Source organism: Chromobacterium sphagni (assembly GCF_001855575.1).
Taxonomy (GTDB): Bacteria; Pseudomonadota; Gammaproteobacteria; order Burkholderiales; family Chromobacteriaceae; genus Chromobacterium; species Chromobacterium sphagni.
Genome location: NZ_MKCS01000001.1, coordinates 202,990 through 217,957, shown reverse-complemented (window position 1 = coordinate 217,957; position 14,968 = coordinate 202,990). Strand labels below are relative to the sequence as shown.

At 66.0% G+C, this 14,968-nt stretch carries 21 protein-coding genes; 4 read left to right on the top strand and 17 right to left on the bottom strand.

Annotated features, from left to right (window positions below):
* Window positions 1-81 precede the first annotated feature (81 nt).
* From BI347_RS01095 to BI347_RS01060, 8 genes are all read right to left on the bottom strand, one after another.
* On the bottom strand, window positions 82-813 hold the full coding sequence (locus BI347_RS01095; RefSeq protein ID WP_158020688.1) for a hypothetical protein: 732 nt from the start codon (window positions 811-813) through the stop codon (window positions 82-84).
* 139 nt (window positions 814-952) lie between these two features.
* On the bottom strand, window positions 953-1,756 hold the full coding sequence (locus tag BI347_RS01090) for a mechanosensitive ion channel family protein (protein ID WP_071111619.1): 804 nt from the start codon (window positions 1,754-1,756) through the stop codon (window positions 953-955).
* Between the two features lie 75 nt (window positions 1,757-1,831).
* Window positions 1,832-2,560, bottom strand: coding sequence for an NAD-dependent protein deacylase (locus tag BI347_RS01085; protein ID WP_071111620.1), 729 nt, complete (start codon window positions 2,558-2,560; stop codon window positions 1,832-1,834).
* Window positions 2,561-2,609: 49 nt separating this feature from the next.
* Complete coding sequence (locus tag BI347_RS01080; protein ID WP_071111621.1) at window positions 2,610-2,942, bottom strand: nucleotide pyrophosphohydrolase; 333 nt, start codon at window positions 2,940-2,942, stop codon at window positions 2,610-2,612.
* A gap of 166 nt (window positions 2,943-3,108) precedes the next feature.
* Window positions 3,109-3,720: a glutathione transferase GstA gene (gene gstA / locus BI347_RS01075; protein ID WP_071111622.1), complete on the bottom strand. Its 612-nt coding sequence runs from the start codon at window positions 3,718-3,720 to the stop codon at window positions 3,109-3,111.
* 105 nt (window positions 3,721-3,825) lie between these two features.
* The gene (locus BI347_RS01070; RefSeq protein ID WP_071115129.1) at window positions 3,826-4,395 is read right to left on the bottom strand and encodes a DUF4337 domain-containing protein; all 570 of its coding nucleotides are present in this window, start codon (window positions 4,393-4,395) and stop codon (window positions 3,826-3,828) included.
* A gap of 91 nt (window positions 4,396-4,486) precedes the next feature.
* Complete coding sequence (locus BI347_RS01065) at window positions 4,487-4,762, bottom strand: VF530 family protein (protein ID WP_071111624.1); 276 nt, start codon at window positions 4,760-4,762, stop codon at window positions 4,487-4,489.
* A gap of 66 nt (window positions 4,763-4,828) precedes the next feature.
* On the bottom strand, window positions 4,829-7,099 hold the full coding sequence (locus tag BI347_RS01060; protein WP_083338613.1) for a TerB family tellurite resistance protein: 2,271 nt from the start codon (window positions 7,097-7,099) through the stop codon (window positions 4,829-4,831).
* 190 nt (window positions 7,100-7,289) lie between these two features.
* Here BI347_RS01060 and BI347_RS01055 point away from each other — a divergent pair, with 190 nt between their 5' ends.
* The 4 genes from BI347_RS01055 (at window position 7,290) to BI347_RS01040 (ending at window position 9,130) form a co-directional block, all read left to right on the top strand.
* A complete protein-coding gene (locus BI347_RS01055; protein ID WP_071111625.1) occupies window positions 7,290-7,742 on the top strand; it encodes a Spy/CpxP family protein refolding chaperone in 453 nt (150 codons plus the stop codon).
* 78 nt (window positions 7,743-7,820) lie between these two features.
* The gene (locus BI347_RS01050) at window positions 7,821-8,243 is read left to right on the top strand and encodes a hypothetical protein (protein WP_071115128.1); all 423 of its coding nucleotides are present in this window, start codon (window positions 7,821-7,823) and stop codon (window positions 8,241-8,243) included.
* A 15-nt stretch (window positions 8,244-8,258) separates the two neighbouring features.
* Entirely contained in the window at window positions 8,259-8,711 is a 453-nt protein-coding gene (locus BI347_RS01045; RefSeq protein ID WP_071111627.1) for a YMGG-like glycine zipper-containing protein, read from the top strand.
* A 224-nt stretch (window positions 8,712-8,935) separates the two neighbouring features.
* A complete protein-coding gene (locus tag BI347_RS01040; protein ID WP_071111628.1) occupies window positions 8,936-9,130 on the top strand; it encodes a hypothetical protein in 195 nt (64 codons plus the stop codon).
* Between the two features lie 76 nt (window positions 9,131-9,206).
* Here the strand turns inward: BI347_RS01040 and BI347_RS22415 are convergent, their stop codons facing one another.
* The 9 genes from BI347_RS22415 to BI347_RS00995 form a co-directional block, all read right to left on the bottom strand.
* Window positions 9,207-9,566 (bottom strand): nuclear transport factor 2 family protein, encoded by a 360-nt coding sequence (locus BI347_RS22415; RefSeq protein ID WP_204377986.1) that lies wholly within the window; start codon window positions 9,564-9,566, stop codon window positions 9,207-9,209.
* Between the two features lie 43 nt (window positions 9,567-9,609).
* Window positions 9,610-9,996 carry a YkgJ family cysteine cluster protein gene (locus BI347_RS01030; RefSeq protein ID WP_071111629.1) on the bottom strand — a complete coding sequence of 129 codons (387 nt, stop codon included), beginning with the start codon at window positions 9,994-9,996 and terminating at the stop codon, window positions 9,610-9,612.
* Window positions 9,997-10,125: 129 nt separating this feature from the next.
* Entirely contained in the window at window positions 10,126-10,422 is a 297-nt protein-coding gene (locus BI347_RS01025; RefSeq protein ID WP_071115126.1) for a putative quinol monooxygenase, read from the bottom strand.
* An 87-nt stretch (window positions 10,423-10,509) separates the two neighbouring features.
* Window positions 10,510-10,938, bottom strand: a complete 429-nt coding sequence (locus BI347_RS01020) for a hypothetical protein (RefSeq protein WP_071111631.1) — start codon at window positions 10,936-10,938, stop codon at window positions 10,510-10,512.
* 143 nt (window positions 10,939-11,081) lie between these two features.
* Window positions 11,082-12,101 carry a hypothetical protein gene (locus BI347_RS01015; protein ID WP_071115125.1) on the bottom strand — a complete coding sequence of 340 codons (1,020 nt, stop codon included), beginning with the start codon at window positions 12,099-12,101 and terminating at the stop codon, window positions 11,082-11,084.
* Between the two features lie 66 nt (window positions 12,102-12,167).
* Complete coding sequence (locus BI347_RS01010) at window positions 12,168-13,349, bottom strand: alkaline phosphatase family protein (RefSeq protein WP_071115124.1); 1,182 nt, start codon at window positions 13,347-13,349, stop codon at window positions 12,168-12,170.
* 5 nt (window positions 13,350-13,354) lie between these two features.
* Entirely contained in the window at window positions 13,355-13,834 is a 480-nt protein-coding gene (locus BI347_RS01005) for a YiiD C-terminal domain-containing protein (protein WP_071115123.1), read from the bottom strand.
* Between the two features lie 145 nt (window positions 13,835-13,979).
* Complete coding sequence (locus BI347_RS01000) at window positions 13,980-14,378, bottom strand: MAPEG family protein (RefSeq protein ID WP_071115122.1); 399 nt, start codon at window positions 14,376-14,378, stop codon at window positions 13,980-13,982.
* Window positions 14,379-14,543: 165 nt separating this feature from the next.
* Window positions 14,544-14,840, bottom strand: a complete 297-nt coding sequence (locus BI347_RS00995) for a winged helix-turn-helix transcriptional regulator (RefSeq protein ID WP_204377985.1) — start codon at window positions 14,838-14,840, stop codon at window positions 14,544-14,546.
* Between the last annotated feature and the right edge of the window lie 128 nt (window positions 14,841-14,968).

Genomic DNA, 14,968 nt, shown 5'->3' with positions numbered 1-14,968 from the left:
GGCAGCCGCGCAGCACCGTGCCCGGGCTCAGCAATGCCTGCCCGGCCTACAGGCTTTGTCACCGCAGTGGAGCGGCCCCGGTCACGACTGCTCCAGCCATGGCCGCCCCACTGCCTCCAGCCTGGCCTGGAAAGCGGCCGGCGGCTCCCAGCCATGCGGCTGCGCATGCGGCGCCACCAGCTGGATGGCCAACTGCTTGGCGAATTCCCGATACAGGCTCTGCTGCGCCGGATTGCGCACGCGCTGGCTGAATTGCTTCTGCACCGGGCTGAGCAGGCTGGTGACGAAAGGGCTGGCGCCGTCTCCCGCCGGGAGAAAAGCGCCATGCTTTTCCTGGCCCGGCAGGCCGGCCTCGCGCGCCACCTCGCCCAGCGCGCGCAGATAGCCATCCGGCATGACGTTGCCATTGGCGCGATGAAAGGCATTCTTCGCCTCGCTATAGATCGCCGCATAGGTCGACTCCAGCGCCTGCCGGCGAAAGACCGCGTCGCCGGCCATAGTCTTGCCCAACTCGTCGGCCTGCCTGCGCATCATCGCCTTGACCTCGCCGGGACTGACCGGCGCGCGCAGCAAGCCGCCACGCGAAAGCGTGCTCGGGCGCTGAGCGGCCAGCCCTCCGCCTTGAAACTTCGCCGCAAAACGTTGCCAGCTGCCGGCCCGCGCCGCGGTCTCCAGCCGCGGCGCAAGCGGACGCGCCGCGTTTCCCGCCTGGCGCAAGCGGCCGGCCAGACCGCGCCCGACGCCAGCCATGCGATCGCCGACGCCGGCCAGCCATTGGCGCACACCGGCGCCGCCCAACATGTCTATCTTCATCCTGCTCTCCATGCTGCCCGCGCCGCGCCAGTTGCGCGGCACCCAGAGCCCTCATTGAAAAACAGGCCGTGGCGGCCGGCTTGTAAAAATGGCTCATACGCCAATGAGAAACGGGGCGAACCGTCCCGTTTTCCCCCTCTCACCCCTGCCGCACCACCATCGCCTGCTCCGGCGCCGGGAAGCCGGCCGCGCCCAGCGTTTCACGTATCGCGCGGTTGCTGTCGAAATACACCTGCCAGTAATGCTCAGGCGCGCAATAGGGCCGCAGCGCCAACACCGGCCCCAGCGCGGTGAACTCCAGCAGGCCCACGTCCGGCGCCGGCGCGGCCAGCACATTGGGAATGCGCGTCAACGCCGCGCTCAGCAGGCGGATCGCCTCGACGTGATCGGCGCTGTTGGCCAACTGCGCCTTCAGGTCCACTCGCCGTACCGCGTTGGCGCTGTAGTTCTGAATGGTGTCGGAGAAGATCTTGTTGTTGCCCACCAGCGTCTGCACCCCGTCCGGCGTGTCCAGCGTGGTGGCGAACAGGCCGATCTCGCGCACCGTGCCGGTGAGGCCGGCCACCGACACCACGTCGCCCACCTTGAACGGCCTGAGCACCACCAGGAACACGCCGGCGGCGAAATTGGCCAGCAGGCCGCTCCAGGCCATGCCGATGGCGATGCCGGCAGTGGCGATCACCGCGGCGAAGGTAGCGGTCTGCACGCCGAAGAAGCCGAGGATGCCGATCACCAGCACGATGGTCAGCGTGACCGACAGGAAGGAATGCGCGTAGCGGCGCAAGGTGGGATCCAGGTGGCGCGTGGCTAGTTGTTCATCCAGCAGCCGGGCGGACAGCGCGATCAGCCAGCGACCGATCAGCCACAGCAGGATGGCGGAGACGATATTGCCGGCGAAACCGACCGCCAGGTCCAGCCAGTGATTCCAATTGATGTTTTCCATCTGACAACCCCTTGTCTGAAAAGCCGGATAACGGCTTTCTCAAGATAGGCGGCGGCCGCGGCAATGCCAAACGGATCAGCAGCTCAGCTGGCGGCAGGTGTCGCCGATGCCGGCGTGGACGCACAGGTCGAACAGGGTGTCGAAACGGGTGGGCGTGTAATTGATCAGCGCGCAGGGTATGCCGGCGCGCGCGGCTTCCACCGGGATCAGATTGACCGGCGACACCTCCAGCGACGAGCCCATCACCAGCAGTAGATCGGCGTTGAGCGCCGCCTCGAAGGCCACGTCTATCAGCGGCACCGCCTCGCCGTACAGCACCACGTCGGGCTTGAGCACCGCCCGGCAGCGGCGGCAGGCCGGCACCTCGTGCTGCTGCACATAGTCCAGCGGGTGCGGCATATGGCAATCGGGACAGCTGGCGGACAGCAGGGTGCCGTGCATCTCCAGCACGCGGCGGTTGCCGGCGCGGCCGTGCAGGCCGTCGATGTTCTGGGTGAGGATGGTCACTTCCCTGCCCGACGCTTCCAGCGCGGCGAGGAAGTGGTGGCCGTCGTTGGGCTGGTAATCGCCCACCAGCTTGATGCGGAAGATGTCGCGGAAGGCCTGCCAGAACGCCGAGGGCGCACGGCGGAAATACTCCACCGACACCGCCTCGGCCAGACTCATGTCCTGCGACCACAGGCCGTTGGCGGAACGGAAGTCGGGAATGCCGGATTCGGTACTCATGCCGGCGCCGGTCAGCACCGCGATGCGGCGGGCGCCGTCGATCAATTGCTGCAGTTGCTGCTGGGGGGAAACATTCATCTGGACTTCCTTACCGCCGGACTTGCTTCGGTCCACTATAGCGTAAGGGTCAGATGGCCGGGTATTTGATCGCGTTCTTGGCCAGCTTGTCGCGCACCGCCGCGTCCAGGTCCACCCCGGTCACCATCGCCAGCCGGGTCAGGTATAGCAGCACGTCGGCAATTTCCTCCTGCAGATGGGTGAAGCGCGCCGGATCGTCCCCCAGCCGCGCCGCGGCGTCGTCGTCCAGCCACTGGAAGATCTCCGCCAATTCGCCCACCTCCCCCATCAGCGCCAGCACCAGATTGCGCGGCGAATGGTAGCGATTCCAGTCGCGCTCGTCGGCGAAGCGCTGCAGCGCGGCGGTGAGGCGGCTGGCGTCGATCAAACTGTTTTCAGTCATAGCGTTGCGGTTCCACGTGAAACATCGGGCAAACGTGCCTGCCGCATTGTACCGCCCACCGCCGGGGCCGCGGCAATCACGCTCGCCGGATGGCGCCAAGCCGCCGGCCGGAAACGACAACGCCCGGCAGCGCCGGGCATTGTCGAGGGACACGCCGGACAGGCGCTTACTGCCCCAGGCCTTCCGCCTGCAGCGCCTGCTGCGTCGCCGGCAGCGCCGCCACGCGCTTCAGGTAATCGAGCAGGGCCGGGAAATCGGCCAGCGAGCGCTGCACGTACTGCGCCCAGGACAGGCAGGTGAACAGGTAGGCATCGGCCACGCTGAACTGTCCGCCTTGCAGATACGGCGTTTTCTCCAGCTGCCGCTGCAGCAGCGCCAGCCGGGGCTGCAGCCGCGCCCAGGCGTCGTCCTTCACTTCTTCGGTCTTGCCGAAGAAGATGGGAGTGAAGTTCTTATGCACTTCGGTGGAGATATAGTTCAGCCACTCCTGCAGCCGGTAGCGCGGCAGCGTGCCGTTGGCCGGCGCCAGCTGCTTGTCCGGCGCCTGGTCGGCGATGTATTGCAGGATGGCCACGCCCTCGGTCAACAGCTCGCCGTTGTCCAGCTGCAAGGCCGGCACATAGCCTTTTGGATTGATGGTGGAGAAGTTCACGCCTTCGGCGGTGACATGCGGCTGCGCGCGCAGATCGACTTTTTCGCTGCCGAAAGGCAAACCGCTGGCGAACAGGACGATATGCGAAGCCAGCGAGCAGGCACCGGGGGAAAAATACAGTTTCATCACAACTCTCCTGTGCATTGAAGGAAGGGGACAAACCGCAATCGGGTCTCAGACTGATCCAAAACCATGCCGATTGCAACCCCCCGCCCGACAGGGTTGTGCGGCTCAGCCCAGCAGGCTGACCAGCCACTCGATGCGCAGATTCCAGCCGCCGAATCCGGCCAGCCAGAACAGCAACCCCAGCGCGCCGAAAGCCCAGGAGCTGAACAACGGCAACAGGTTGGCCGACAGCGCCGCCACCGCCGCGCTGGCCACCGCGATCGACAAGGCGGCGTCGCTGATGTCGAACAGATCGTGGCGCTGGTTCAGCGCCTCGAAACCCGTCTCCTGGCCCTCGGCCTTGCGCTGCAGCGCGCCCCCCTCGGCCTGGTAGCGCTTGATCTCGCCCCGCAGTTGCCGCTGTTGCGGTTCGAGAGCGGCCGCGCTGGCCGGATTGGCCAGCGCCAGCATCTGCGCCTGGCGCAGGCTGGCTTCGGTCAGATGCAGCTTGATCTTCTTCGACTGGTATTCCGACCAGCTATCCAGCGCGTCGGCCTTCAGCAACTGGCGCGCCTGGACGATATTGTCGTCCTTCAGCTTGCCCAGCCCCATCAGCACCGACAGCAAGACCACCGTCAGCGCCACCAGGCTGTTCAGGCGCTTCTTTTCCGCCTCCACGCTGATTTCCACTTCCATGCCGCTTCTCCTTAAATATCTGCTTGAATGTCTGCCTGGCGACGGCAGTCCGGGCTTCCATCCTGCATAACGCAGCTGGCGGACAAAAGTGTTATCCGCCCGGCTTCTTGCCAAACAGCCGGGGGCGGGCATCCGCCGGCGCGGCGGGACGATTTTTGAACTGCAGGTACAAAGATTCCACTTCGGCGCGCGCCCAGGGCGTGCGCCGCAGGAAGGTGAGGCTGGACTTGATGCTGGGGTCCTGCTGGAAACAGCGGATATTGACCCTTTGTCCCAGTCCGTCCCAGCCGTAATGCGCCAACAGCTCGGTCAGCATCTTCTCCAGCGTGACGCCGTGGGTGGGGTTGTTGGCCTGCGGTGCGCTCATCCGGTGCATATCCTGCGTAATGTGTGAAAGCGCCGAGTGTAAGGCCGCTCCCGCCCGCTGGCAAAGCTAGTTGGCGGGCCCCGCCTTGCGCCGGCTACGCTTGGCGCGCGCCTTAGCCGGCGCGGCATCCTCCGGCGGATACAAGTTGCCGGGATCGGCCATCCTGGCCCCGCCGCCATCCACCCCCATCGCCAGCGCCACCCGGCCCAGCCTTTGCTGCTTCTCCACGCTGATCGGGCCGGCGGCGGCCAGCAGCAGCATCACCAGCTCCAGCGCCATCTGCCGCTGCTGCTCGTCCGGCAGCAGGTCGCCTATGGTTTCCAGCGCGCGCTTCTCGTCGTTGCGCACCAGCCAGGTCTGGCGCCGCACCGCCTGCTTGAATTCCTCCAGCGTCAGCTCCTCGCCCAGCCCGGTGTCCTGCATCACGCGGCGGATGGCGTTGAACGGCCGCACGTCCACCACGCCGGTGCCGATGGCGACATAAATCAGCAAGCGCAGGAAGCCATCCACCGCGCCGCCCTGCGAATAGTACTCCTCCAGCTCGCGCCGTTTCAGCCGCAGCATTTCGCCGCGTTCCCAGCCGCCCTGCTGGCGGCGCACGCTGTATTCGCGCTTGGGATCCAGCCCCACCAGCGCGGCGGTCAGCGGCGCGTCGTAAACCATGCGGAAAGCCATTTCCTTGAAGGTGTCGCGCTGGTCGCGCCAGCCGTCCAGCACGCTGGCGCTCCAGTTGGACACGGTCTCCTGCCATTGCCAGAACGGGTTGTCCTTGCTCAGCGGCCGCCGCGCTTCCCGCACCTTGGCGGCCCAGTCCGGCAGGCTGCCCAACAGCGGATTGCCGCTGGAGAACCAGCGCCGCTCCAGCCGCGACGAGTGCGTCTCGCGCAGCCAGTGCGCCGACTGCGGCGAGCTGAAGGCCTGCAGCCAGGGCGAGACGAAGCAGTCGTACAGCTGCTGGTTGATCTCCGCCACCCGCTTCACCACCTGGAAGGCGCGCTCGCCGTCGCGGCCGTCGCCCAGCGCCAGGATGTCGGACACCTCGCGCGGCTCGAAGCGGATGATGTAGCGGCCCTGCAGGTATTGCAGGCCTGGGGTTTCCGGGTGGGTGTCGGTGATCACCGCCTCGTAGAGGCCGGGCGGCAACACATCGATCAGGTCCAGCGCGCTGGCTAGTTCGCTGTGCTCCTTGTTGGCGACGCCGGCGGAGACGAAGATGCCAAGATGGCCCACCTGCTCGTGCAGGCAATAGACTATGGTCTGCTCGTTGCTGCGGATGTCCTCCACATTGCGGTAGAGGTCGGCGATCCAGAACAACGCCTGCTGCGGCGGCGTGATGTTGTCGCCCCAGGAGGCGAACACAATGATGGGCGAGCGGATCTGGCGCAGGTCTATCCGCTGCTCGCCATCCTCCAGGTAGACCTCGCCGCGGCTGAGGCGGTTGCCGACGAACAGGTTCTGGCTGATCCACTCCATCTCCTGCTTGTTCAGCAGGTAATGGCCGCCCCACCAGCGCTCGAACTCCAGGAAGCGGCCGCGCTCGCCGTCGATATTGGCGTACAGGTGATAGGCCTTCTTCCAATAGGTGTTGGCCGGGTCCAATTGCTCGAAATTGCCCACCAGCTGCGCGCCGTCGAACTGGCCGTTGCCCAGGTCGCCGGCCAGCGAGGCCAGCCAGGTGCCGCCCATCAGTCCGCCCTGATAGCGCATCGGATTCTTGCCAGCCACCCCGGCCCAATACGACAAGGGCGAGCCCGCCAGCAGGATCGGCCCCACCAGTTCCGGCGCCGACGCCGCCAACATCGCCAGCGCCCAGCCGCCCTGGCAGTTGCCGATGACGAAAGGCTTGCCGGCGCTGCCGCACGGATGCAGCTGGTTGACCCTCTGCAGGAACACCTTCTCCGCCCGCCACACGCATTCTATGGTTTGGCCCGGCACCGGCACCGGAAAAAACATCACGAAATAGCAGGGATGGCCCTGGCGCATCGCGATGCCGATCTCGCTGTCCATCTTGAAGCCGCCGATGCCCGGGCCGTGGCCGGCGCGCGGATCTATCACCACGAAGGGCCGCTTACCGGCATCGGTGGCCGGGCAGCCGTCCGGCGGGCGGATCGCCGCCAGCGCGTAGTTGACCGGCTGCGGCAGCTCGCGCCCGTCGACGATGATGTCGAAGTCGAACACCAGCACCGGCGGATTGCCGGAGGCCGCGTGCTCCAGATAGGTATCGCCCCGCTCGCGCAGCGCATCGCAGAACAACAGGCCGCGCTGGGCGGCGTCGGTCCAGTAATCCGTCCAGTGCTGACCCCACGACCACCACCCCGCCTTGTCCGCCTTGGCCATTGCGCTCTCCCCGATGTCATCAGTCTTCACTCTAGCCCAGCCTGCCGGGCTTCACCTCCGCTCAAGATAGATATCAACAAGGTATTGCGGATTAACAGTCTTAAACACATGCGATTTTCAGCGAAAAACTCGCCAGACAATTGCATCCAATACTGCAATCACCTAGACCCGACAATGGAAGGAAAATACCATGACCAAGCTGCTCAAGCCCCTGCTGCTCGCCGGATTGCTGATCGTCGGCAGCGGCGCCGTCTACGCCCAGGATGCCGGCGCCGACTCCGCAGCCAAAGGCTGGCATATGGACCCGTCCAAGCGGGAGGCGATGATGGCCAAGCATCTGCAGATGCTGCACGACAAGCTGAAGATCCAGCCGCAGCAGGAAGCCGCCTGGCAAACCTTCACCGCGTCGATGAAGCACGAGAAAATGGCCAAGCCAATGGACGACAACGCCACCGCGCCGGAAAAAATGGAACGCATGATGCAGCACCGCCAGGCCGAAATGCAGAAACACCTGGACGCGCTGAAAACCTTCTACGCCCAGTTGACGCCGGAACAACAGAAGATCATGGACCATCTGCATCGTCCGCACGGCAAGTGGCAGCACCACGACAAGCACGGCGCTTCCGCGCCGGCCAATGGCTGAGCGTTACCTTCACATATGCGGCCAGCCCGTTGACGGCGGGTTGGCGGGACCGGTGAACCCGGCAGAAAGAGGCTCATCATGAAAGGCTACATCCGCTTGAGCGGCGTAATCCTGGCGGCCACGCTGGCAGTGGCCGCCGTCGCACCGGCCGAGGCGTACTACCACCACGGCGGACCGCCGCGCATCAGCATAGACGTCTGGCGCGGAGGATATTGGAACCACGGCTACTATCACGGCCGCAACGGCTGGTGGTGGGTGGTCGGCGGCGCTTGGTACTTCTACACCGCGCCCATCTATCCCTACCCCAGCCTGTACGCGCCGCCGGTAGTGGTTGCGCCGATGGCGCCCGCCGTGCCGATGGAGCCGCCTGCGCCGCCCATCGCCGCCGCCCCGCCGGCGCCGGCCCAGGTCTGGTATTACTGCAAGGCGGTGAAACAGTACTACCCCTATGTCAGCGAATGCCCGGGAGGCTGGAAAACCGTTCCGGCCAAGCCGCAATAGCCAGGGAGAACCCTCATGAGAAAACGCTATTACGCGCTGCTGCTGCCGCTGATGACCGCTTGCACCACTTTGCCCACCGGCCCCACCGTGGCGGTGATGCCGGCGCCGGGCAAGCCGTTTGAAATCTTCGCCCAGGAAGAGCAGCAATGCCGCGCCTACGCCGCCGGCAGCAGCGGCGTCAGCAACAACGAGGCGGCCAATACCAACCTGGCCACCAATATGGCGCTGGGCACGGTGGTGGGCGCCGCGGCCGGCGCGCTGATAGGCGGCAATCATCAGGGCGCGGGGGTCGGCGCCGGGGTCGGCCTCTTGGCCGGCACCGCGGCAGGCGGCTCCAACGCCGCTTACGCCGGCTACGACGCGCAAACCCGCTACAACATCGCCTACCAGCAATGCATGTACGCCAAGGGCAACCAGTTGCCCGGCCAGCGCATGGCCCCGGCCTATCTGCCGCCGCCGCGGCTGTAAACCCGCCCGGCATGGCTTTTCGCCACGGCGCAAGCCATGCCAAACAGTCGCTACGCCGTCTTTTTTAACTCAATTAACATATTGAAACAAAAAGGGAATTTCCGGCAATGCCTTTCGTCAAAACGCTGACAATACTGGAAACACGCCCACCGGCGTTTCGCCGCCGCTGACGGCAATGACAACACCGCGGGCCATCCATTCATCCACCAGCAAAGGACTTCGTCATGACCAGACTGTACGCGCCGTTGATGGCCTGCCTGTTCCTGGCAACCGGCATTGCCAGCGCCCAGGATGCCAATTCCCGCCCGTTCGACACCTCCCGGGTGCAGCCCAGCGTGCCGCTGTCGCTGCACGACATGACCATGATAGACGCGCCCGCCGCTCAAACCGCGCCGGCGCAGCCTCCCGCCGCGCAATAGGCGTCCAAGCGCCCGGCCGGTCCCCCGGCCGGGCAATGCCGGCTCGGCGACCGAAGCCGCTGTCGCCGAAAGCCCCTCAGTAACGCTCCATCGCCACCGCGCGCGCCGGCGGCGCGTAGTCTTCCGACCATCCGTCGTCTGTGCGCCAGATCAGGCCGTCTTGCACCGTGAAAAACAGATGCCGGTCTGGACCGGTTGTTCCACGTGGAACGCGATCTCGCTGGCCACCGTATTGGCGTCGGCAAGCAGCCGGATGATTTCCAGCGTCCAGGCCAGGGTCAGTGGCGTCGAAGGCGACGCAGCACTCCACGCCGCACACCCGCCCGCGCGTTTGCGACACCCGGTATTCGACATCCGGATGCAGGGTTGACGCGAAGCCGTCCCAGTCGCGCGCGTCGCAGCAGCGCCAATACCGTTCAATCAGTTGTTTCGACATCACCGCTCCCGATCAAAACCAGGAGCCGGCATGATAATTGAATCTATCTGGGCTGGTCCGGCTTGCGGGTATAGGCGCAGAAGCCCGGCTTGGAGCCGACCTTGGGATGGTTGCGGCAGGTATTGGGCCGCCGCTCGTAGATGGTGCAGCGCCGGGTGTTGGCGTCCAGGTACAGGCAATCGCCGTTGGCGCGCTGCGCCAGCGTGAACAAGCTGTTCTTGAAGTTGAAATGCTGGATCACCCGCTGCTTTTCCAGCCGTTTGGCGATGTTCTTGATCGGCTCTTCCAGCTCGAATTGGTCCACCACGCCGATGCGGATCAAATCCGGCAGCCTCACCTCCACCGGCATGGTGCAACAGGACGCCATGCAGTCGCCGCACAGGCCGTTCTTGTACTTGATCCAGGTTTCCAGGCGGTTGATATCGGCCACGGGACGTCCTTAACACATTGAATACGCGATATTTTCCCGTCACGGGAGAGCGCGCATTCTACGGCCCAGCGCTCATCCCGGCAAGCCGCGGCGAACGCTGGCGGCAATTCTGCATGCTCGGGCAGGCATTCAGCCGCCATCGCCCAGCAGCAGCGATGGGTGCGCCGCCCGGCTGGCGCGCGGCAGCACTTCCGGCAGGTAGATGTCCTGGATGGCGGCCAGCTTGCCGTGCGCCTCCCAATCCGCCTGGCTTTCCCAGTGCTCGACCAGCACGAAACGCTGCGGATGCGCCTGGGAATGGTAGGCCTGCCACAGCAGGCAGCCCGGCTCGGCCAGGCACAGCGGACGCATCCGCTCCAGCGCGTCGGCCACCAGCGGCACCTCTTCTGGCAGCGTGACTTCAAGGATGACGATCAGCGGAAACATGGCGATCCTTGCATGGTGAGGCGAAGCCTGGGTAGGGAATGGTACGATCAGAGCCGCGCCGCCGCGACCCCAAACGGCGTGCAGCGCTCATGGCTGGTCCTGCCAGCATAGCGCGGCGATGCGCCAGCCGTCGGCGCCGCGGATCAGCTGGAACAGCTTGACGCCGCCGCCGGCATACGGCTCGCCGCGCAGCCGACCGGACTTGCGGTAGCGGCTGATCCGGCTGGCGATGTCGCCGCCTATCCAGGTCTGCTCGCTGGTTTCCCGCTCGCAGAAATCGCGCAACTCGCCGCCGGACAACAAAATGCGGCGCGGCGCGAGGAACGCCTCCACCGACCATTCCTGCGCCTGCGTCCCCTCGACCTTGGTGATCCGCCCATTGGCGGTGAACATGACGAAAATACGCTCCAGATCGGGCTGGGCGCCGTCCCGATTATCGAACAATGCAAAAAAATCCGCGATCAGGCGGTCGATGTCGTGCTTGTCGGACTCGCTGCCAGCATAAGCGGTTTCCATCTGCGTCCCTCTTCTTGGCGCGCCGTCGGCGCGTCCTGTGTCAGTAAAACTCCATCCGCCGCAGGCCAGCATTGGGCACCAGCCTGTACCGGGAAGCCCGCGCCAGACGCCGCCGCGCCATCTTGCGGACCATCACGGCACATCTATTTCAACGGCGGCAGCCACGCCCGCAGCTTGGACGGCAGGCGCCGCAGCACCGCGCTGCGGCAAGGCTGCCAGAACGCCGACAGCAGCAGCAGGCCGGAAGCGATGCACAGGCCGGCCACGCCAAAGCCGGCGCTCTGCAAACCCGCATGCTGCAGCAACTGGTTGAAAGCGTACAGCACATAGGCCAGCGCCGACACCATCAACGCGCGGCGGTCTATCACCAGCGACACCAGGCCGAACACCGCGTACAGCGCGATCACCGCCAGCAGCATCGCCATGCCGGTGTTGCCGTCCATGATGCCCAGCATCGAGAACAGCGGATGCACCAGCAGCGGCGCCGCCAGCAGATGCAGCCAGAACGCCACGTCGGACTGCCGCTTCTGCCGCGCCGGGTCCTGCCGGTCCCAGTGGACGCCCAATAAAAAGGCCAACACGCCGCCCGCCGCCAACACCCCATTGGACAGGCCCTGCCACTGCGGCAGCAGCCCCTCGATGGCCAGCGCGGCCATCGCCACCCACGCGCCTACGCCCATGGCGACGGTGACCGACACCCTAAAGCGCCGCCAATGCAGCCAGGCGGCCAGCGCCGCCGTCAGGCCGGACGCCAGCAGCGCCAACGGCCTGGCCGCCCCGCCATCGCCGGGAAACCATTCCAGGCACAGCGCCAGCATCCCGCCGCCGCTGCACAGCACGAAGCTGCCCAATAGCAGGATGGCCGGCAAGGCCATGCGTCGGCGCCGGACGAAATATTCCGCCAGCGGCCAGGACACCGCCGCCGCCAGCCACGGCGCCAGCGGCTTGGACAGCGCGCCGGCCACCCAGCCGACCGAAACCAGCAGCAGCACGCTGGCGATCACCACGAAAATGTCGTTGAAGCCGGACAGCAAGCGGAAATGCTCCTCGTCCGCCATCTGGGTATGGCGCCGCCGCGCCGCCAGCGCGCGGAAGTCGTCTATCGCCTGCTGACTGAAAATCCCGGCCGCCGCCGCGGCGTCCAGGTCGTCATTGTTGTACATGCAAAGCCCTGCCTTGAAGCGATGAAAACCATGCCAGCATAGCAGCAGTGGCAAGCCCGCCCGGCTTCACGGCCGGAACACGATCAGCGGAATGCTCATCTCGTCGGGCTGGACGCCGGCATGCACGCCAGCCAGCCGCAGCGGCTGCTCGTGCGCCAGCGTGTCGCGGATATTCCAGCCGGGCCTGGCGATCAGCACCGCCTCGCCGCAGCGGCGCTCTAGCTCCGGGTGCGCCGGCCCGGGGCCGAACACGCCGGCGGCCAGCAGCTCGGCGCCGGGCGCCACCCAACAAGCATGGCCTATTCTCTGCCTGGCCAGTTCGATGAAGCGCTCCGCGCAGCCTGGCCTGAGATGGCAATAGGCCAGCCTTGTCTCGCCGGACAAGGGCCGCGCCAGCATGCCGTACAGCTCGGCGTCGGCGTCCAGATCCAGCCATTGCGCCGCCGGCGCGGCGACGAAGCCGTGATCGGCTATCGCCACCAGCGCCGCGTCGTTGCGCGCGGCCGCCTGCGACAATCCGGCAAAGCCGGCATCGATCCGGTCCAGCAACAGGCGCGCCGCATCCGCGTGCGGGCCCAGCTCATGCATCAGCGTGTCCAACTGAGGCAGGTACAGGTAATGGAAGGCCGGTTCCGGCGACGCCAGCCGCGCCGCCAGCCGGGCGAACGCATCCTCCAGGCCATGGTAGGCGAGCCGCTGCGCGCCGCCGGCGTGAAAGCGGCTGCACGGCGAATCGGCGATGAAGTCCGGCAACAGACAGGCCGCCGGCCGCGCCAGGCGGTCGAACAGCGGCGGCGCGCGGTACAACGCGTCGGCCAATGCCTGCGGCGCGCTGGCGCTGGCGCCGGGATGGCGCACATACAGCGGCAGCGGCGCGATGATTTCCTCGTCCAGCAGCAGATGCCAGCCTATCAGGCCATGCGCCGCCGGCGGCTGGCCGGTGAGCACCGTGGTGACCGCGGCGGCGGTGGTGGGCGGGAACACGCTGCTGAGCGCCTCGCGCCGCAGCTCACGCAAGCGGCTGTCCGGCCCCAGCCTGGCCAGCTGCGCGTCGCCCAGGCCGTCTATCAGCAGCAGGCAGACATGGCGGTGGCGGCCTATGCCGGCCAGCGCGCCGGAACGCAGCGGCGCGTGGCCAAGATCCGGCCCGCCCAGCTCCACGCTCAGCGTCTGCATCAGGTTGAGCAGGCTGCCGCCGCGGTAGTCGGGCCAGGCCGAGCCGGGGTAGCGGGATGGCAGATTGGACATGGCGGCTATCCCGGTTGGGCAAGCCGCATTGCCGGGGCCCGCTGGCCGGCCAAGGCCACGAACTCGCCGCATAGCCGGCCCGCCTCCGCGCCATCGCACTCCAACACCGCCGCCACCTCGATGCGCGCCTTGCCGCGGCGCGACAAGGTTTTGATGAAGCGCTCCCAGCCATCGGCGTCCGCCAGGACCGCATGCGCGGAAAACGCGCCGGCGATGGCTTGCTGGTATTCCATGCTGTTGCGCTGGATCACCAGCGTGGCGGTCCACCCTTCGGCCCGCAAGCGGGTATGCAGCAAGGACCAGGCGGCCAGGATGGCCAGCGCCGACGCGCTGCCGCCGAACACCGTGGCGCGGTGGTTGATATTGGGCGCCAGCGGCGCGGTCAGCGTCACGCCGTTCGGCGCGACGGCGGCCACGGCCACCTCCATCGCGCGGGACAGCGGAATATGCTGGTACAGATAAGCTTGCAGATCAGCGGCTTGCATCGTCGCTCCCATAACCGGACAACCCGTCCATGATACCGCCATGCTCGGAACAGCGCCTTGGCCAGCGGCTGGAATTGCCCGTTGACGCTGCCGGGCCGCTCCTCATTGCCCGGATAAAGCCGCGGTTCGCCCTTTGCGCCGGCGTTCACCAAGAGAATGCCAGCCGGCCCCACAGCGCCAGCAACAGCACGCAGGACGCCAGGAAAGCCAGAAAACGGTGGAGCGGGTGATTGTAGCCAAGGTGGATGGCGGTATGGACCACCCGCAGCGCGACATAGCCCCAAGCCAGCGCCAGCATGGCCGGCGTGGCCAGATTTCTGGCGATGACGATGGCGCCGGCCACGTAGAACAACATCGGCGCTTCGAACAGATTGGAGAAATTGCGCGCCAGCTTCAGTTCGCCCTCGGGCGGCGCATCGCCCTGCATCAGCCGGTAATAGCTGCGCTTCACCCGCCCGGAGCGGGCATTGGCGAAACGGGCGCTTCCCAGACGGATGCCCACAAAGAAAGTCAGCAACACCAGCGCGAACATCGGGTAGATCATCGTCGGCCCCTATTCTGTGGATATGACTATTGGATCACCGAATAGCCGGCGCCGCAAAAGAATCGGCCCATAGCGATAGCGCCTTGATATCGTGCTCCTGCCTTGCGAAAAGTTTTCCCTTGGCCGGAAAGCGCGCATTCTGCGGCCGGACGGCCTAGGGGAAGACTAGCCCGGCGGCGCGTCACCTCGCTCCAGCTCCTGCTGCAGTTTTTCCAGCTCATCCAGCACTCGCACAAACTTGCCGCCAAACGGCGTGACCCGGTATTCCACCCGGGGCGGCGACTCGTCGTAGGCCACCCGCTCCAAAATCCCGAACTCCATATTGCGGCGCAGGCACTCATTCAGCACCTTGGTGCTCAAACCCTCCACCTGGCGCACCATTTCGCCGGGACGATTGATGCCGCAGGCCAGCAACTGGTAAACCGTCAACGACCATTTGCAGCCGTAAATGCTCTCCACCATGCGCGCGCTGCGTTCCGGCGGCGACTTCCGGGGAAATTTTTTTTCCTGCGCCTTCATCAAGATGCACCAAAAAGTAAGTGGCTTACCGATTTGTGCCTGCTGTTCAAGGGTTTGGCGCGCTTTTAAGC